Below are 18,436 nucleotides of genomic sequence, written 5' to 3' on the forward strand. Positions count from 1 at the left end.
TTAAAAATGAAAAATTTTAATAAAACAGATTATTGGGGAAAGGTGAAATTATGGCAAAACAGTATCTTGTTATTGGACTAGGAAGATTTGGAACAAGCGTGGCAAAGACATTATACGAGGCAGGGGAAGATGTCTTAGCAGTGGACATAGACGAAGATCTAGTACAGGAAGCGGTAAACAATAGTGTAGTTGATAATGCAGTTACTCTAGACGTTGCCGACGAAAGAGCCATGAAAGAGATCGGTGCAGGAAATTTTGATGTAGCCTTTGTCTGTATAGGTTCAAAGCTTCAGTCTAGTATAATAATAACCCTAATTCTTCAGGAGATGGGAGTAAAAAATATAATAGCCAAGGCGGTAAGTAAAAGTCACGGTAAGGTATTGGGTAAAATAGGAGCAACAAAAGTAATATATCCAGAAGAGTACATGGGGAAAAGAGTGGCATTACTTGCTATGGAGCCAAACATGATAGAACACTTGAGATTTTCTCAGGATTTTCTTCTTGTGGAGATAAAGGCACCGAGCATATTTTGGGATAAAACCCTTATGGAACTTGGAATAAGAAATAAATATAATGTTAATATTGTAGGTATCAAGAAAGGGAACGGGACATTAGATCCAACTCCTCGGGCAGACAGTGTCATCGAAAAAGATGATATACTTTTGGTAATAACCGATGCAAAAACTGCCAAACAGCTTGAAGACCTAAAATAATTCAGGAGGAAATAATGCATAACTTTGATGTAATAGTAGTGGGAGCTGGCCATGCAGGATGTGATGCAGCTCTAGCAGCAGCGAGAATGGGGATGAAAACTGCGATATTTACCATAACCTTAGATAATATAGGGGTGATGTCGTGCAATCCTTCCATAGGAGGACCTGCAAAATCTCATCTCGTGAAAGAGATAGACGCCCTAGGGGGCGAAATGGGGAGAAACATAGATAAGACCTTTATACAGATGAGGATACTTAATACCAAGAAAGGTCCGGCTGTACGGTCTTTGAGAGCCCAGGCAGATAAGCAGCTCTATCATATGGAGATGAAAAAAACAATAGAAAATACAGACAATCTGGAATCTATACAGGGGATGGTAACAGAGGTTCTGGTGGAAGATGGTAAAATAGTAGGTGTAAAAACTAAGGTCGGTGTAGAGTACAGGGCAAAGGCGGTAATTATAGCTTCTGGGACTTTTATGAGAGGACTTATACATGTGGGAGACAAGCAGTTTAGAGGTGGAAGAATGGGAGAACTCCCTTCAGATGAACTTCCAATTTCCTTGGAAAAAATAGGACTTAAACTGGGAAGATTCAAGACTGGTACACCTCCTAGAATTGATGCAAGAACCATAGATTATTCCAAAATAGAGGAACAGCCTGGAGATAAGGAGCTGCTTAAGTTTTCAGACAGAACACCGTACTCTGAAATAGAGGGAAGAAAGCAGATACCTTGTCATATAGTTTTCACCAATGAAAAGGTACATGAAACTATCTTAAAAAGCAAGTCTAGATCTCCCCTCTTTAACGGGACTATACAGGGAACAGGTCCTAGATACTGTCCCTCTATAGAGGATAAGGTATTTAGATACCAGGACAAAACCAGACATCACCTATTCCTTGAAAAAGAGGGTTATGGAACAAATGAGGTATATATAAGCGGCTTTTCTAGCTCACTTCCTTCAGATGTACAGTATGAGATGCTTAGAAAAATAGAGGGTCTTGAGAATGCCAAGATAATGAGATATGCCTATGCAATAGAGTATGATTATATCCTTCCAGAGGAACTAAAGTTTTCATTGGAGACAAAAAAAATAGACGGACTTTATCTGGCAGGTCAGATAAACGGGACATCCGGTTATGAAGAAGCTGCTTCTCAAGGGCTCATTGCCGGGATAAATGCTTCTAGAAAAATACAGGGAAAAGACCCTGTGGTTTTAGACAGGGCAGATTCCTATATAGGAACCCTAATAGACGACCTCGTAACAAAGGGAACAAATGAGCCCTATAGAATGTTTACTGCAAGAAGTGAATACAGGCTCATGTTAAGAGAGGACAATGCAGACTTAAGACTTTCTAAGATAGGTTATGAAATAGGACTTCTTCAAAAAGAAGATTATGAGAGAGTGTTGAAAAAAGAAAATGAAACAGCAGAGATAATAGAAAAACTCGAACTTCAATATGTGGGATCATCCAATGAAAGAGTGAATGAAGTTTTGGAAAAAGCCAAAGAACCTGCTCTTAAATCTGGTACTACCTTAAAAGAACTTTTGAGAAGACCTAGGGTAACATTTCAAGATATAAAATATGTTGCGGAACTTGTAGAAAATTTTGACTTGGATGGATATTCAAAGGATGCAGAATATCAGGCAGAGGTACAGGTGAAATATGCAGGTTATATAGAGAGATCATTAAAGATGATAGAAAAGCACAAGGCTATAGAGGGGAAAAAAATACCAGATGATTTTGATTATGAAACTGTCTCTGGTCTTCCTAGAGAGGCGAAAGAAAAACTAAAGGGAGTAAAACCGATGAATATTGGTCAGGCTTCTAGGATATCTGGTGTCTCTCCTGCTGATATACAGGTACTTTTGATAAACTTGAAAATGAGAGGTAAATAAGATGAGGGAATATCTTTTAAAGGGGCTAGAGTCTCTGGGCCTAGAATTTGACAAAGTTATAATAGATAATTTAATAGCATACGCCAAACTACTTTTAGAAACAAATAAACACACAAATCTAACAGCTATCAGGGATGAGGACTCTCTTATAGAGAAGCATTTTATAGATTCAATGCTTCTTCAGAAATCAATATCTGAAAATACAGAAACAGCCATAGATATAGGGACTGGAGCTGGTTTTCCAGGAATGGTGTTGGCCATATGCAATCCTAAGATTAAGTTTACCCTTATGGATTCAGTAGGTAAAAAAACAGATTTTCTGGAAATGGTTAAAAATGAACTCGGTCTTGAAAACGTGGAAGTAATAAATGACAGGGCAGAAGAGTTTATAAAAAATGAAAAAAGAGGGACCTATGACCTCGGTTTATGTAGGGGAGTATCAAAATTAAATGTCATTTTAGAATATATGATACCTTTTTTAAAGGTAGACGGAGTATTTTTGGCTCAGAAGATGGAAGGAACAGGGGAAGAGAATGAATCTGAAAACGCCCTGAATGTCCTTGATTCTGAGATAGAAGAGATATATAAGCTAGAGCTTCCATTCAGCAGTGATCCTAGAACTATTATAAAAATAAGAAAAAATAAAGCTACTAACAGCAAGTATCCGAGAAGAACAGGAATACCTTTAAAAAGACCCCTTTAAAATATAACGGAGGATCCTATGAAAGACTTATTGAGAAAATATCATAAAGTTTTCGCTGCATTTGTTGTAGTGATTTTAATAATGATATCCTATAGTCTCTATACAACTGTGAGGTACAGCCTTCCTCAGACAGTGAGAACGATCCTCATTAAGGCAGTGGGTCCTGACATAGAGATGCAATCTATTAAATTTAGGGAATTTGGCCGTATAGAGGCTAGTGGGGTGACTCTAAAAGACGGAGAAGAACTTATTTTATCAGCTCCTAAAGTAGAAGTTAGATATAGCTTCAGAAGAATAATAAAAGGCCGTATAGACAGTATAGATATAAAAAATCCTAAAGTTTGGATAAGCCGTGATAAAAATAATAATATAAATATAGTAAAAGCTTTTTCAAAAAAATCCCAAAGCGGTAAATCTTCAACATCTAAAGCAGGAACTGGAGTTCCCATAGATATGATTACTGCAACAGGAGGGGAGCTCATATACCGAGATATAGCTTATGAAAGGCCCATAGAGAAGACGGTATACAATGTCAAAGGCTATGTATCTTTTCACAAGGATAAAGGTATAAATTTAGATTTTGACGGGGATATTGGAGAAGAAAAGTATAGGTTTTTATTTGACAATAATGACACAAGGTATGCCTTGGGAATAAAGTTGAATAATATAAATATAAATAATAACCTGATGCAGTATGCTTATAATTCAGAAAAAATATCTTATCTTTCAGGAACTGTAAATCTTGATCTGACTTTGAAGCCGGGATCTTTTACAGGAAGTGGTGACTTCAGAAATGCCAGTGTAACTTATGAGGGTTTGAGTGGAACTCCTGAAAATATAAGCGGAAATGTATCCTTTAACGGAGACAAAATTTATATAAACTCAGATTATGATTTTGATGGAAAGAAAGGTCAGTTTCTTTTGAGCCTTGTGAGGAAAGAGAGACTTGATCTTGATTTTTATTTTAAAGATGTAGATTATGCATTTTTAGAAAAATACGATCTTTTGAAAAGACAGAAGTTTCCATTAAAGGGCACTGAATTTGATCTTGTTCATGTAAATTTGAATTTTAATAAAGATTACAAGCTGGCAGTTAATGTGGATTTTAAGTCTCCGGAGTATTTTTATAAAAATTTAAAAGCTAAAGATATCCAAGGAATATTCCGATATGAAAATGAAAAGTTTTATTTTGATGATGTGAATTTTATGGGATACTTTGAAAACTCCGCCTTCCCAATAAACGGGATGGTAGACTTAGAATGTGTCTTAGACAAAGAAGGCGGAAGACTCCAGTATGAAATATCAGATATAGATAGTAAGAGCAATCTAAAAAAATCTTCTGGAAATGCATATTTCGACTTTAATGATAAAAAAATTAATTTTAATATGGACTCTAATCTTATATCTTTTGAGGGAGATGTGGATATTGAGAAAAAGCTATTATCCATAAGGCAGGATTCAGAAGAAACCTTAGAAGTAACTTTAGAAGACAGAGACTATTCAAATAAAAGTACCCTTGAGATAATATACGACTATAAAGAAAAAACGTTTCTACTTGGAAAGGGTAATATAAATATAAAAACAGGTGAACATGAAGTTACAGCAGATATTTTTGCAATAAAGGATAACTTTAAAGTTAGTTCTTTAGTCTATACAAAAGGTAACACTGAAATAACAGGGGACGGACAGATCAATGTGAAAACGATGAAATACTCTCTGAACTTTGCTAGTGTAAATATGGACATAAGTTCTTTTATTAAGATTCCAGACCTAAAACTTATTGGAGATTATAGGGGGAGTATAGAGGGTCAAAACCTTGAATTTCAAGGCGATATAAAGGTAAAAAAAATAAATGGAAAATATTTTGCAGAATTTAATAACCTTGAGGGAGATATATACGTCAAATATGACGGAAAGCTTAAAGGGTACTTTAAAGGGTATCTAGACAAGCTCTCCTACCTTGACACCTCCTTCTATGATTTTCAGTTTGATGGTAGCCTAGAAAATGATATTCTTACCATAAAGGAGTTTGGGAACAACATTTTGACAATTCAAGGTGGCTATAATATAATTGAATCAAATGTTGATTTTCAATATAAGATTTCAGAACTTTCTAACAAAAAACTAAATTTTCTTCATGTGGATTTTAATGCAGACAAAATTTACGGAAATGTGAAAGGGCCTCTAAGTAATGTATCTGCCGAAGCTTTTTTAGATGGAGTTACTGTAAAAATGCAAAGAGGTGAAAATCTAAAGCTTTCTGGTAAGGTAGAATTTAAGAATAAAACTGTAAAATTTCAAAACCTGAAAGTTAACGAAAATATATTAAACGGGACTTACAAAACTGACGAAAAAATTTACAGTTTAAAATTGAATCTCTTTGAGGAAAATCTTCCTGCTTATTATGGTGATATAAATCTGAAATATCGTGTTATGGGAGAAGTATATATCTGGGGTTACGAAGATAATATTCGTAGTTATGGAAAAGTTTCTGCAGACAGAGTTTACCTCCGTGGAAAAAGAGTTCCCAATGCTTATCTTGAGGGTAGTTTTTTAGGTAAAACAGGAAAAGAACTGGGAAAAAACGGACGCGTTGATTTAAGCAGAGTAGTACTTTTAAACGATACAGGGGAAGATATTTTAGAAGCCAAAGCTTATTTTGACCTCAATAAAAGGTATATTGATGTGGTGAGTAGTGAAAAAAATCTAGATTTGTCTAAAACTTCCTATCTTTTCCCCTATACAAAAGAAGAGGGTATAATGAACTTGGATTTTAGAATCTATGGGCCCTTAGATAATCTATTGTACAAAATTGACTTATCTGGAGATTCTATTAATATTTCTGATATAAAACTTGATAACATCGTTTTAAATTTAACAGGGGATCTTGAAAAGTTTTCTTTAAGCAAATTTAGTCTAGATTATCTAGGAAATAACCTCAGTACCAAAGGTAATTTGAAATTTAAACCCTTTACTTATAATTTCAATATTCTTTCTTCTGAAATAGACCTGAAACTCTTAAATCTTTTTTTTGTTTCTTCAGGCATTGAAAAGATAGAAGGAAAATCTAAAATAGATATCCACCTGAACAATGAAAAGAACAAGGGACGTTTTTATGTAGAAAACCTAAGAGCTGATATACCTAAATATGGTATACTTATTCAAGATGTAAATTCAGATATAAGGTTAGACAATGACCGTGTATTTATAGAAAAGTTTAAAGGAGATGTCAACAATGGAGAGGTTTCTCTTGACGGTTATTTAAAAATACCGAATTTTGATGAAATTAAAGTTGACTTTGACCCTATGACTTCATTAGATTACTCTCTTTCTCTTAATATGAATAAAGTAAGATATGATTATCAAAATGTAGTGAAGTTAATTCTAAGCAGTGACGCTCTTTTTAAGGGAAATAAAATAACTGGAAACTTTGTTATAGAAAGAGGAGAGTTAACTGGAATACCGGAAATTTCAAATGAAAATATTGACGACCTAAAATCAAAGGTGTCTGTAGGTCAAAACCAGCTGGTATATACTAGTCAAGAGCTCGGTTCTGATTTTTCAATAACAGGAACAGGAGAAAAAAATCTTGAAATAGATATAGATGCTACAATTAACGAAGGAATATTCATAAAGCTTGACAAGGTGGCCACCCTCGTTGAAAATCTAGAGGCAGTTATAAAAGGTGGAGGTAAATTTACTCTGAAAGATAAAAAATCTCAATTTTTAGGACAGATAGAATCCCAAGGAGGAGAGATAACAATAAATAATAATCTTTTTGAGATAGACAGAGCCATAGCCATTTTTGATAAGACAGATGAATATATCCCAAATGTCAATCCAACCCTGCTTGTAAGTGCCAGGTCCACAATATCCAATGAAGAAGTTTATATAGGAGCAAGTGGAGAATACAAAAATATAGATTTGACTCTAAGTTCTAGCTCTGGACTTCCTCAGGAAGATGTAGCAGCACTTTTGGCCTTTCATAAAACATCTGATTCTACAGGAACTTCAAATGTAATGGTTAAAAATATACTGGATACCCAGATTTCAAAACAGTTGTTTAGTCCTGTATCAAATGAAATTCAAAAGGTGCTTAGAATATCAAAATTTAAGATATCTTCTGACATAGTGGCCTACGATGAGAGCGAGGAAAATTATCAGGAAAGTTCTTCTTTGGGATTCGGGGCATCTATAGAAGCTGAAAATCCCATATACAAAGATAAAGTCTTTTGGAATGCCAGCGTAAGGATAGCAGATACCAAATACGGAGATTCTCTAGATAAGTATGACCTGAGTTTAGAACACAAATTTGCAAAAAGTTTTTCATGGGGTTTAGGAGTTGGAAAGCTTCCTCAGGGAAGTTTAAATATAGATGAGGATGAACAGTCAGACTTAAATTATCATATAGACTTCAACTTTAGAAAGACATATGATAGTCTACTAGACATCTTCAGAAAAAAATAGTGGAGGGTATGATGAGAAAACAATTATTAGTACTACTTACGTTTCTTTTTTCTCTTTTAGCTTTTGGTGACGATGCAAATTACCAAGTTAAAGAGATAGAGGTCACAAACAACAGAGAGGTACCTGTGGAAGTTGTCCAGTCTGTTATGGAATCCAGGGTGGGAGAGAATTATTCCACAACAAAAATGGTAGAAGACTATAAAAGGATCAAAAATCTCAGTTACATAGAAGATGTGGTCATCTACCCGAAAATCTATGATGCTGGAATAAAGCTCAGCATAGAAATTAAAGAAAAAGAGGATTCAAAAAAGATTTTGGAAGATAGCGGAATTATACCTTTGTCTGAAAGAGAAAACATTGACAAATCTCTGGTTGTAAATTCAATAGAGATATACGGTAACCGTTATATATCAAGAGAAGATATACTAAATATGATACCTGTGAAAACAGGAGGATATTTTTCCAAAAAGAAGGTCCTTGATGGACAGAAAAATATAATTAACTCGGGATATTTCAGAGAGGTGACCCCAGAAGTATACAAATACGGAGAAGGGGTATTAGTAAGATACAACCTCACAGAAAACCCAGTTATAACAGGAATAAATATCTATGGGAATACAGTATATTCTACTGAGGAACTTATGAAGGGGATAAAAACTGAACCTGGGAAGATATACAATCTGAACACCCTGAGAGAGGATAAGGATGGAATTATTGCTAAATATCATGAAGGTGGGTATGCTCTTACGGAACTTGCAAATATAGGTCTGAATGACAGCTATGAACTAGAGATATACCTAAGTGAAGGTGTGATAAGAGATATTCAGTTTAGGAAAATGGTGACAAAACAAAAAGGTGCCAGAAGAAAAGCTACAGATAATGTTTTAAAAACTAAAGACTATGTTATAGAAAGAAATTTAGAGTTTAAAGTGGGAGAGGTGTTTGATTATAACAAGTACCAAGAATCCATTAAAAACCTTATGAAATCAGGAAATTTTAAAAACATAAAACCTGAGTATAAGACTATTCCAGGTGATCCAGATGGAAGAATAGTCGTTATGTTATTTGATGAAGAAAGAACTGCCTCTCTTCAAGGATCACTTTCTTATGGATCTGAAGTTGGGTTCTTGGGTAGTTTATCAGTAAAAGATACTAACTACAAAGGTAGAGGCCAGGATTTTGGTGTGACTTATGAAAAATCTGATTCAGACTATAGTAAATTTTCGCTTGATTTTCAAGATCCTTGGATAAAGGATACAGAAAGAATCTCATGGGGATGGAGTCTTTATAAATCACAATATGAAGATGACGACAGTGAACTGTTTTATGATGTAAATACCTATGGATTCAAGGTAAATGCAGGTAAAGGAATCACCAAAAATGTCAGATTGAGTTTAGGTACAAAGGTTGAGTATGTAACTGAAGATGATGAAGACGGCGACAGAACAGATGATTACGGACTGACAAGTATATTTCCTGCTATAACCTATGATACTAGAAATCATTTCTGGAATCCAACTGAAGGAGAATACGCTAAACTTCAAGTTGAAGGTGGATATGCAGGGGGTTATGATGCAGGTGCTTTTGGAAACACAACTTTGGAACTGAGAAAGTACCATAGAGGTTTCTGGAAGACAAATACCTTTGCCTACAGGGCTATAGGTGGTATTATGACAGATTCTACTAAAGAATCACAAAGATTCAGAGTAGGTGGAGGAAGCTCCCTCAGAGGTTATGACGGAGGATATTATAAAGGAACAGAAAAACTAACCTTTACAGTAGAAAACAGAAGCCAGATAAACGACGTATTAGGTTTTGTGGTCTTCGTAGATGCAGGAAGAGCTTGGAATCAAGACGGAAGAGATACTTCTTATGAACATGATGGAGATTTTCCAGATGACATAGGAGTAGGTGCCGGAGTGGGAATGAGACTTAATACACCTCTAGGACCACTTAGATTTGATTTTGGATGGCCAGTTGGAGATACAGATGAGTCTGGAATGCAATTCTACTTTAACATGGGACATACATTTTAAAAATTTATAATACAGGGGGAAAAACATGAAAAAATTAACGATTCTAGCTCTGGCGGTGACAATGTCAATGTCGGCATTTGCTATGAAAGTGGGATATGTAAGTTCTCAAGAGGTATTTTCAAAGTATTCAGGAACAAAGGTTGTAAAAGAGCAGCTTGTTAAAGAAAAAGGTAGATTAGAAAATCAGATTAAAAAGCAAGAAGTGGATCTTCAAAAGCTGCAGGTAGAACTTCAGGCAAAAGGTAAATCAGTTACAAAACAGGAAAAAGCTAAATTCCAGAAACAAGCAGAAGAATTTCAAAAATATGTAAATCAAGCACAGATGAATTTAAATAGGCAGGAAAAAGCTAAATTTAGTGAAATAACTAAAAATATAGAGGCTTCTATCCAGTCAGTTGCTAAAAAAGAAAAATTCGATTATATCTTTGAAGATGGAGCAATCAAATTTGGTGGGGAAGACATAACTCAAAAGGTATTAAACCAGATGGAAAAAGGACAAAAGATAAAGTTGAAATAAATTAAATAATATACTGGGAGGCTGTTTTATGAAGTATAAATTACAAGATGTAGCTGCCCTCCTAGGCGGGGAAATAAAGGGAGATAAAAGTCTTGAAATATCAGGACTTTCTCCCTTTTTTCAAGCCAGGGAGACAGAGCTTACTTTTGCTGCAGATGAAAAATTTTTAAGGAAAATATCAGAAACAAAGGCTGGGGCTGTAATAGTACCCCCTATACCCGGGCTGCCTGGGGATAAAACTTACATAGTTGTAAATGGAAATCCAAGGGAACTTATGCCGAAACTTCTATCCTTTTTCAAAAGAAAAACAAAACCTATGGTAAAAATGATTGAGGATACAGCCAAAATAGGAAAAAATGTATCTATTGCTCCAAATGTATATCTAGGACATGATGTAGAGATAGGAGATAATGTGGCAATATCTCCAAATACAACCATATGCCAAGGTGTAAAAATAGGAGAGGGTTCGGTAATCTACTCAAATGTAACAATAAGAGAGTTCAGTGAACTGGGAAAAAAATGCATAATTCAGCCAGGAGCCGTCATAGGTTCTGATGGATTTGGATATGTAAAGGTCGCCGGAAAAAACCAAAAGATAGAGCAGATAGGAAGAGTATTAATAGGCGATGAAGTCGAAATAGGATCAAATACCACTATAGACAGAGGTGCTATAGGAGATACCATAATAAAAAACTATACCAAAATAGACAACCTGGTTCAGATAGCACATAACGATATTATAGGTGAAAATTGTATAATAATATCCCAGGTAGGTATAGCAGGAAGTACCGAGGTAGGAGACAACACAACTCTAGCTGGTCAAGTAGGAGTTTCAGGACATTTAAAGATAGGAAGTAACGTTATAGTTGGTTCTAAGTCTGCAATACATGGAAATGTAAAGGACAATCAGATACTGTCAGGTTTTCCTCTTGTAGATCATAGAGACGATTTGAAGATAAAAGTATCATTAAAAAAACTTCCTGAAATGATCAAAAAAGTAAAAGAGTTGGAAAAAATATTGCTTAAAAAATAAAAAAGCAGCTTTGCTGCTTTTTATTTTGAACGAGAGAATATAAAAATAAAAGGAAATGCCTATTATATTTTTAATAAAGATTGAAAATATAAAAATCATAGATATAATAAATTAATAGTGCATTTAAAAAATATTTTTGATAAGATATATGTATAGAGCGAATATAAAATTTTATAAAAATATTTATGTTACAAGATAGGGGGTAAGATTTATGGAAGCAATTTTTAACCGTAGAAGTGTAAGAAAATATTCAGGACAAAAAGTAGAAGAGAGTAAAATAGAAAAAATTCTCAGAGCCGCTATGCAGGCTCCTAGTGCTGGGAATCAGCAAGCCTGGGAATTTGTAGTGGTAAGGGACAAGGAGATGCTTAAAAAGTTATCAGAGGTAAGTCCTTACTCAAAAATGGCTGCAAATGCAGATGTTGTAATCGCAGTAATGGCCAACGAAGAGTATATGAGGTATCCTTCATACTGGCAGCAAGACTTGGGGGCAGCAACTGAGAACATTCTGCTTCAGGCAGTGACTGAGGGACTTGGAAGTGTTTGGATAGCAGTAGCACCTAGAGAAGACAGAATTTCTACTATGAGGGAAATATTTTCACTTCCTGAAACAGTGATACCTTTTTGCATGGTTGCCTTAGGATATCCTGATCAAGAGGTAAAATTATCTGACAAATGGGATGGAAATAAGGTACATTATGAGGAATACAAGCCTGTATAAATATAATAAGCAAATAAAAGAGGAGGCCTAGCCTCCTCTTTTATTTGTGAAATTTTGACAAGTAACTACATAATTATGTATAATTAGTGTTCGTAGAATGGAGGGGTATTATTGAAGTGTCATTTATGTAACGGTGAAACAGAAGAATTTTTAGTAAAAAATAAGAAATTTGAACAGTTATATTATAGATGTAAAAATTGTAGTTTTATCTTTTTAGAAGAGAAAGCCTTGTTGAAAGGTTCGGAAGAACTTGAAAGATATGAGATGCACAATAACTCAATTGACGATCCTGTATACAGAGAATATTTTGAAAAATTTATAGAATATTCTTTTGAAGACCTTGATAATGTAGAAAATATATTGGACTATGGATCCGGACCTGAACCTGTACTAGCTTCGGTTTTGAGGGAAAAAGGTTATAAGGTGGATATTTATGACAAGTATTTCTCACCTGAAAAAATTTATAAAGACCGTAAATACGATGTAGTGTGTTCAACAGAAGTTATAGAGCATATATATTACCCGATGGAAGTTCTAAAAGAGCTTGTAGGGTCTGTGAAAAAAAACGGTCACCTTATAATTATGACAAATTTTCATAAAGATTCCTGGACACACTTCAAAAATTGGTGGTATATCCAGGATCCTACTCACACGGTTTTTTACAGTATGAAAACTTTTAAGTTTATAGAAAAAGAATTTAAACTTAAAATTATAAAAAACAATGGAAAAAATATAATAATTTTTAAAAAGGAGGATTGATGAAAGAGTTAAAATGGAGTTTGTTTTTTCTTTATCTGTTTCTACAAGTAGTGACCGTTTCTTCAGGAAACTACATGAGAAATATAAGCGATAAAAAGCCAGATGTGGTGGCAGTAAATACAAGAGAAAAAACAAGTTCAAATTACAAAATTATATACGTAGACAGTCCAGAGGACTTAAAAACAAAGGAAAAATCTAATAAATATGTCTATGCTGTCAGAAAAATAGACTTGAATTCCTATCCTGTGAAGGAAAAAAAAGAATTATTTGTAAACTTAATGATGCCTGCAATAGAAATTTCAAGAAATCAGATATTAGAAAACAAAAGCTTGGTAAAAAAAATAATAAAAAGAGGCAGTATTAAGAATAAGGAGAAAGATAAGCTAGAGAGATTGTTTGACAATTATGGTATAGAGGATAAAGATACAAAACAACTTCTTGAAAAAATGATTGTTCCACCCACTTCACTTATTTTAAGTCAGGCAGCTCTAGAAAGTGGCTGGGGAACCTCTAGATTTTTTAGAGAGGGAAACAATGTTTTTGGGATATGGTCCTATGACAGCAGTGATGAACGTATGAAAGCGGGAGAAACAAGAGAAAATGGTTTTACTGCACATCTTAAAAAATTTAGTAATTTAAAAGAGGCTGTAGACGCGTATATTCTGCTTATTTCTACAGGAAGTGCATATGAAAGTCTCAGAAAAGGTATAAACAGAGGAGAGAATTCTGAAAAACTGGCGAAATATCTGGTGAAATATTCTGAACTCGGATATAGTTACACTGAGAGAATCGAAAAGGTTATAAGGGTCAATGACTTAGAAAAATACGATATTTAGGAGGTATAATGAATAGAATTTATTATAGTGATAACTTTCAGGTGGAAGATATAGAAAGTGTAAAAAATGAGCTTCAAAAACTTTTGGAAAAAGATCTGAAAAGTGTCGAAGACTTAGAAAAATATATAGATAAATATAATGAGTTAAGTGCCATAGTAGAAGAGGTCATGGCCTGGAAATATATCAAAATGACAAGATTTGCGGATCAGGAAGAGTACTCTAAGGATTTTAACGAATTTTACGGGACAATCATATCTGAATTTAACAGACAGTCATTTCATATAAATAAAAAAATATATGATAGTCTTTATATCAGTAAACTGCCTGAAGAGAGGTACAAAAATTATAAACTTATTTTAAAAAATGATATTGATATTTTTGAGGAAAAAAATATTCCTCTTCAGATTGAGGAAAATGAACTTTCAAATCAGTATGGAGAGATAATTTCAAAAATAATCATTGAGTTTCAAGGAGAAAGCTACACCCTTTCCCAAATGAACAGGTTTCTTAAAGATAATGACAGAAAAATCAGGGAAGAGGCGTGGAAAAAGATATATGTCGCAGTTTCGGAGAAAAAATCTGAATTAAACGAGCTATTTAACAAACTTTTAAAGATAAGAGTTGAAATGGCTAAGAATAAGAATTTTGAAAACTACAGAGATTATATGCATAAGGCAAAGGGAAGATTTTCATATACTCCAGAGGATTTATACAAATTTCATGAATCTGTGGAAAAAGTAATAGTTCCGATGCTGAGAGAGATAAATGAAAAAAAGAAAGTGAAAATAAATCTTGATACACTTCGTCCTTGGGATACAGAGGCTAGTGAAGACGGGAAAATATTAAAACCTTTTGAAAATGAAAAAGAACTACTGGAAAAGGGAATATCTGCCTTGATGGATGTAAAAGAAGAGTTTGGTTCAAAGCTTCGATACATGGCTGAAAAAGAGTTCTTAGATCTTGGAAACAGAAAAGGAAAGGCTCCTGGAGGATATAATTATCCCTTGAGTGAAAGTGGAGCCGCATTTATATTTATGAATGCAGTGGGAGTACAAAGGGATGTTGTGACCCTTATGCATGAGGCCGGGCATGCTCTTCACTCTTTTGCTACAAAAGACGAGAGACTGATGTCTTATAAAGAAACTCCTAGTGAGGTAGCAGAGCTGGCATCTATGTCCATGGAATTTATCAGTATGGATAAGTGGCAGAGGTTTTATGAAAAAAAAGAGGACTTTAAAAAAGCACAGAAAGAGCAGATTATAGGGGCACTTCAGACTTTTCCGTGGGTTATGACAGTGGATGCCTTTCAGCACTGGATATATCTTAACCCAGATCATACCCAAAAAGAAAGAGATGCAAAGTTTGAAGAACTAATGGATAGATTTAACACTAAAGTAAACTGGCAGGGCTTAGCAAATGAAAAATCCATGGTCTGGCTAAAGCAGCTTCATATTTTTGAAGTTCCTTTTTATTATATAGAATATGCAATAAGTCAGCTTGGAGCAATAGGAATGTATAAGAATTATAAACAAAATCCAGAAACCACCCTTATTAAGTATGAAGAATTTCTTTCTTTAGGCTACTCTAAATCAATAGAAGAAATATATGAGACTGCCGGAATAAAGTTTGATTTTTCTGAAGGATATATAAGTGAACTAGCGAACTTCTTAAAAGGAGAGTTAGAAAAGTTAGATTAGATAAATGTTTTATAAGGGGGATATAATGTATTTATGGACTGTTTTCTTTTTGTTTTTTATAGATGTTTTCAGCAAAGTAATAGCAGAAAAGAAATTGAAATTTCATCCTAAAAGTATTTTATCCGGAGCGATTCACCTTTATTATGTAAGGAATTTTGGTATTGCATTCAATAAACTAAGTCATAAAAAGTGGCTTATTCTTACATTAAATTTTGTTTTGCTTATTTATATAACTTCTCTCTATACCGCTCCAAATATAAATAAGATGGGCCTCTCCCTTGTGCTGGCAGGCGGACTGGGGAATACCCTAAACAGACTGTTCAGAGGCTATGTGATTGATTTTATATATTTTAATATAAAGGGATCTCCGGTTTTTAACATGGCAGACTTTTATATACTATCTGGGATTATAGTGATTCTCCTAGAGGAAATTTTAATTATTTAATGTAACTTATGAAAGGGAAAAGATGGAAAGACTAAAGTATCTCGGAGCTTATGACTCCAAATTAAAGGAACAGGTTATAACACTTATAGAAAATAAAAATCTCGGAAAGTTAATTTTAAAAAAATATCCCACTCCCCATAATATAACAACAGATAAAATGCTTTATGATTATGTTATAGATATAAAAAATAAGTATCTGAAAAAATCCAATCCCATAAGCAAGGTTTCCTATGATTCAAAGATCAATTTTTCAAATCAGGCACTGGGACTCCATACTTATGTATCCCGAGTCCAGGGAAACAAATTAAAGACGAAAAATGAGATTAAGATTTCCAGTCAGTTTAAAAAAATGCCCTTGGAATTTTTGAAAATGATAGTGGTTCATGAATTGGCCCACCTAAAAGAAAAATCCCATGACAAGTCTTTTTATAAACTTTGTGAATATATAGAGCCAAACTATCACCAGTTAGAATTTGATATGAGATTGTATCTTACCTATATGGACATTTTTAAGAAGTCATTGTATTAAATTTCTTTGAAGTTGTAAGTTATCTGTGCTAAAATAATCAGTGCTGACAATATGTAGAGTTTGGTTTATGAATAGGAGAGTGTATGAAAAAAAGACTTTACTTCGATAAAATCGAAGACATGAAGTATATATCCCATCTGGACATGATGAGATTTCTAGAAAGGCTTTTAAAAAAGGCTAAGATAGAAGTCAAGTATTCAGAAGGATTTCACCCGAGACCTAAGATGTCATTTGGTAATCCAGTATCTTTAGGAGTAGAGGCTTATGATGAGGTAATGGACCTAGAGCTTTTAGTGGAGATGGACAACAAAGTTCTTTTAGAGAAACTAAATGCAGAGTGTCCTCTGGGATTTAGATTTAAAGGTGCAGAGGATGTCCCTAGAAAATCAAGTATTGCAGAGGAATTTCAGATAATGATATATGAGATATCTGGAGATGAAAAAACACTTGAAAAACTCAAAAGACTTCTTGAACAGGATGATATTATAGAGGTCAAGATTAAAAAAGGTAAAAGAAAAGAGAGAAATCTCAAAGAAAGAATACAGTATTATAAAATAGAGGAAAGTAAGCTTCGTCTAGAACTTATAAATACCTCTCCAAATGTATTTTTGGGAATGGCTGAAATAAGTCCCACAGAAGTTGAAATAAAAAAATTAGGATATAGAAAGTAAGAAAGAGGAGGAGAGTTTGGTATGTTAGATTTGAGATACATGCGTGACAACATCGAATTTTTAAAGGGGATGCTGAAAAACAGAAATGCTTCAGTAGATCTTGACGACTTTGAACAGCTAGATGCAGAAAGAAGAGACCTTCTTACTGAGGTTGAAGCATTAAAACATAAAAGAAACAATGTTTCCCAAGAGGTAGGGAAATTAAAAAGAGAGAAAAAAGATGCCTCTCATATAATAGCTGAGATGGGAACGGTTTCTTCGAAAATAAAAGAGCTAGATTCAAAACTTTCAGAAATAGATTCAAAACTTCAGTATTATCAGATGACTATACCAAATGTATATCATGAATCCACTCCTGTAGGAAAAGATGAAGAGGACAACCTTCTTGTGAGAACTTGGGGAGAACCTACTGAATTTGAATATGAGCCAAAAAATCACTGGGAACTTGGTGAAGAGCTAGGGATTCTTGATTTTGAAAGAGGAGCAAAACTAGGTGGAGCTAGATTTACAGTTTATAGAGGGCTTGGTGCCAGATTAGAGAGAGCATTAATAAACTTCATGCTTGATCTTCATACAACTGAACATGGCTATACTGAGCATATAACTCCTTTTCTAGTAAGAAGAGATATTTGTGAAGGTACAGGACAACTTCCGAAATTTGAAGATGACATGTATAAGACAACAGACGAGATGTTCCTTATATCAACGTCTGAAATAACACTTACCAACCTCCACAGAAAAGAGATATTAGAAGAAAGTGACCTTCCAAAATACTATACTGCTCACTCTCCTTGTTTTAGAAGAGAGGCAGGTTCATATGGAAGAGATGTAAAAGGACTTATAAGACAGCACCAGTTTAATAAAGTAGAGATGGTAAAAATAACAACACCTGAAAACTCTTATGATGAATTAGATAAAATGGTTGTAAATGCTGAGACTGTTCTTCAGAAACTAGGACTTCCTTACAGACTTGTACAGCTTTGTAGTGGGGATATAGGATTCTCTGCAGCAAAAACTTATGACCTTGAAGTATGGCTTCCAGGACAAGGGAAATACAGAGAGATCTCGTCTTGTTCAAACTGCGGGGATTTTCAGGCAAGAAGAATGGGATTAAAGTACAGACCAGAAGGAACTAAAAAGAGTGAGTTTGTTAATACACTAAATGGTTCTGGAGTAGCAGTGGGAAGAGCCCTTCTTGCAATAATGGAAAACTACCAGCAGGAAGATGGTTCAATAATTATACCAGAAGCTTTAAGACCTTATATGGGGGGAATAGATGTTATTAAAAAGTAGTTTGTTCTTGCTTTTTATAGGAAATATCTATTTCAGTAAACCTCTTAATATGATAAGCATAGCAGTTGTTCTGCTTTTGATAAATTTATTTTGTAATAAAGATTTTAAAAAATGT

15 protein-coding genes are annotated in these 18,436 nt (G+C 34.2%); all 15 read left to right on the forward strand.

Annotated features, from left to right (window positions below; all coding sequences use genetic code 11):
- Positions 1-50: 50 nt before the first annotated feature.
- The 15 genes from ILYOP_RS03115 (at position 51) to serS (ending at position 18,321) form a co-directional block, all read left to right on the forward strand.
- Positions 51-713, forward strand: coding sequence for a potassium channel family protein (locus ILYOP_RS03115; RefSeq protein ID WP_013387062.1), 663 nt, complete (start codon positions 51-53; stop codon positions 711-713).
- 14 nt (positions 714-727) lie between these two features.
- On the forward strand, positions 728-2,614 hold the full coding sequence (gene mnmG, locus ILYOP_RS03120) for a tRNA uridine-5-carboxymethylaminomethyl(34) synthesis enzyme MnmG (protein ID WP_013387063.1): 1,887 nt from the start codon (positions 728-730) through the stop codon (positions 2,612-2,614).
- Position 2,615: 1 nt separating this feature from the next.
- Complete coding sequence (gene rsmG, locus ILYOP_RS03125) at positions 2,616-3,317, forward strand: 16S rRNA (guanine(527)-N(7))-methyltransferase RsmG (RefSeq protein ID WP_013387064.1); 702 nt, start codon at positions 2,616-2,618, stop codon at positions 3,315-3,317.
- A gap of 18 nt (positions 3,318-3,335) precedes the next feature.
- On the forward strand, positions 3,336-7,784 hold the full coding sequence (locus ILYOP_RS03130) for a translocation/assembly module TamB domain-containing protein (protein WP_013387065.1): 4,449 nt from the start codon (positions 3,336-3,338) through the stop codon (positions 7,782-7,784).
- Positions 7,785-7,795: 11 nt separating this feature from the next.
- Positions 7,796-9,820, forward strand: coding sequence for a BamA/OMP85 family outer membrane protein (locus ILYOP_RS03135; protein WP_013387066.1), 2,025 nt, complete (start codon positions 7,796-7,798; stop codon positions 9,818-9,820).
- A 25-nt stretch (positions 9,821-9,845) separates the two neighbouring features.
- Positions 9,846-10,337, forward strand: a complete 492-nt coding sequence (locus tag ILYOP_RS03140) for an OmpH/Skp family outer membrane protein (protein ID WP_013387067.1) — start codon at positions 9,846-9,848, stop codon at positions 10,335-10,337.
- Positions 10,338-10,365: 28 nt separating this feature from the next.
- Positions 10,366-11,370, forward strand: a complete 1,005-nt coding sequence (gene lpxD, locus ILYOP_RS03145; RefSeq protein ID WP_013387068.1) for a UDP-3-O-(3-hydroxymyristoyl)glucosamine N-acyltransferase — start codon at positions 10,366-10,368, stop codon at positions 11,368-11,370.
- Between the two features lie 211 nt (positions 11,371-11,581).
- Positions 11,582-12,091, forward strand: a complete 510-nt coding sequence (locus ILYOP_RS03150) for a nitroreductase family protein (RefSeq protein ID WP_013387069.1) — start codon at positions 11,582-11,584, stop codon at positions 12,089-12,091.
- Positions 12,092-12,202: 111 nt separating this feature from the next.
- On the forward strand, positions 12,203-12,850 hold the full coding sequence (locus ILYOP_RS03155; protein ID WP_013387070.1) for a class I SAM-dependent methyltransferase: 648 nt from the start codon (positions 12,203-12,205) through the stop codon (positions 12,848-12,850).
- Positions 12,850-13,686 carry a glucosaminidase domain-containing protein gene (locus tag ILYOP_RS03160; RefSeq protein WP_013387071.1) on the forward strand — a complete coding sequence of 279 codons (837 nt, stop codon included), beginning with the start codon at positions 12,850-12,852 and terminating at the stop codon, positions 13,684-13,686. The genes ILYOP_RS03155 and ILYOP_RS03160 overlap by 1 nt, the downstream gene beginning before the upstream one ends.
- A gap of 8 nt (positions 13,687-13,694) precedes the next feature.
- Positions 13,695-15,383, forward strand: coding sequence for a M3 family oligoendopeptidase (locus ILYOP_RS03165; RefSeq protein WP_013387072.1), 1,689 nt, complete (start codon positions 13,695-13,697; stop codon positions 15,381-15,383).
- 25 nt (positions 15,384-15,408) lie between these two features.
- The gene (gene lspA, locus ILYOP_RS03170; RefSeq protein ID WP_013387073.1) at positions 15,409-15,828 is read left to right on the forward strand and encodes a signal peptidase II; all 420 of its coding nucleotides are present in this window, start codon (positions 15,409-15,411) and stop codon (positions 15,826-15,828) included.
- A 22-nt stretch (positions 15,829-15,850) separates the two neighbouring features.
- Complete coding sequence (locus ILYOP_RS03175) at positions 15,851-16,357, forward strand: YgjP-like metallopeptidase domain-containing protein (RefSeq protein ID WP_013387074.1); 507 nt, start codon at positions 15,851-15,853, stop codon at positions 16,355-16,357.
- An 83-nt stretch (positions 16,358-16,440) separates the two neighbouring features.
- Entirely contained in the window at positions 16,441-17,028 is a 588-nt protein-coding gene (locus tag ILYOP_RS03180) for a TIGR03936 family radical SAM-associated protein (RefSeq protein WP_013387075.1), read from the forward strand.
- A gap of 21 nt (positions 17,029-17,049) precedes the next feature.
- Positions 17,050-18,321: a serine--tRNA ligase gene (serS, locus tag ILYOP_RS03185; protein ID WP_013387076.1), complete on the forward strand. Its 1,272-nt coding sequence runs from the start codon at positions 17,050-17,052 to the stop codon at positions 18,319-18,321.
- The last annotated feature ends 115 nt before the right edge of the window (positions 18,322-18,436 follow it).

Origin of the sequence: Ilyobacter polytropus DSM 2926, assembly GCF_000165505.1 — a bacterium.
GTDB lineage: Bacteria > Fusobacteriota > Fusobacteriia > Fusobacteriales > Fusobacteriaceae > Ilyobacter > Ilyobacter polytropus.

What these genes read in the sequence shown, in the direction of transcription:
- ILYOP_RS03115 (WP_013387062.1), top strand. Translation starts at nt 51, where the DNA reads ATGGCAAAACAGTATCTTGTTATTGGACTAGGAAGATTTGGAACAAGC.
- mnmG (WP_013387063.1), top strand. Translation starts at nt 728, where the DNA reads ATGCATAACTTTGATGTAATAGTAGTGGGAGCTGGCCATGCAGGATGT.
- rsmG (WP_013387064.1), top strand. Translation starts at nt 2,616, where the DNA reads ATGAGGGAATATCTTTTAAAGGGGCTAGAGTCTCTGGGCCTAGAATTT.
- ILYOP_RS03130 (WP_013387065.1), top strand. Translation starts at nt 3,336, where the DNA reads ATGAAAGACTTATTGAGAAAATATCATAAAGTTTTCGCTGCATTTGTT.
- ILYOP_RS03135 (WP_013387066.1), top strand. Translation starts at nt 7,796, where the DNA reads ATGAGAAAACAATTATTAGTACTACTTACGTTTCTTTTTTCTCTTTTA.
- ILYOP_RS03140 (WP_013387067.1), top strand. Translation starts at nt 9,846, where the DNA reads ATGAAAAAATTAACGATTCTAGCTCTGGCGGTGACAATGTCAATGTCG.
- lpxD (WP_013387068.1), top strand. Translation starts at nt 10,366, where the DNA reads ATGAAGTATAAATTACAAGATGTAGCTGCCCTCCTAGGCGGGGAAATA.
- ILYOP_RS03150 (WP_013387069.1), top strand. Translation starts at nt 11,582, where the DNA reads ATGGAAGCAATTTTTAACCGTAGAAGTGTAAGAAAATATTCAGGACAA.
- ILYOP_RS03160 (WP_013387071.1), top strand. Translation starts at nt 12,850, where the DNA reads ATGAAAGAGTTAAAATGGAGTTTGTTTTTTCTTTATCTGTTTCTACAA.
- ILYOP_RS03165 (WP_013387072.1), top strand. Translation starts at nt 13,695, where the DNA reads ATGAATAGAATTTATTATAGTGATAACTTTCAGGTGGAAGATATAGAA.
- lspA (WP_013387073.1), top strand. Translation starts at nt 15,409, where the DNA reads ATGTATTTATGGACTGTTTTCTTTTTGTTTTTTATAGATGTTTTCAGC.
- ILYOP_RS03175 (WP_013387074.1), top strand. Translation starts at nt 15,851, where the DNA reads ATGGAAAGACTAAAGTATCTCGGAGCTTATGACTCCAAATTAAAGGAA.
- ILYOP_RS03180 (WP_013387075.1), top strand. Translation starts at nt 16,441, where the DNA reads ATGAAAAAAAGACTTTACTTCGATAAAATCGAAGACATGAAGTATATA.
- serS (WP_013387076.1), top strand. Translation starts at nt 17,050, where the DNA reads ATGTTAGATTTGAGATACATGCGTGACAACATCGAATTTTTAAAGGGG.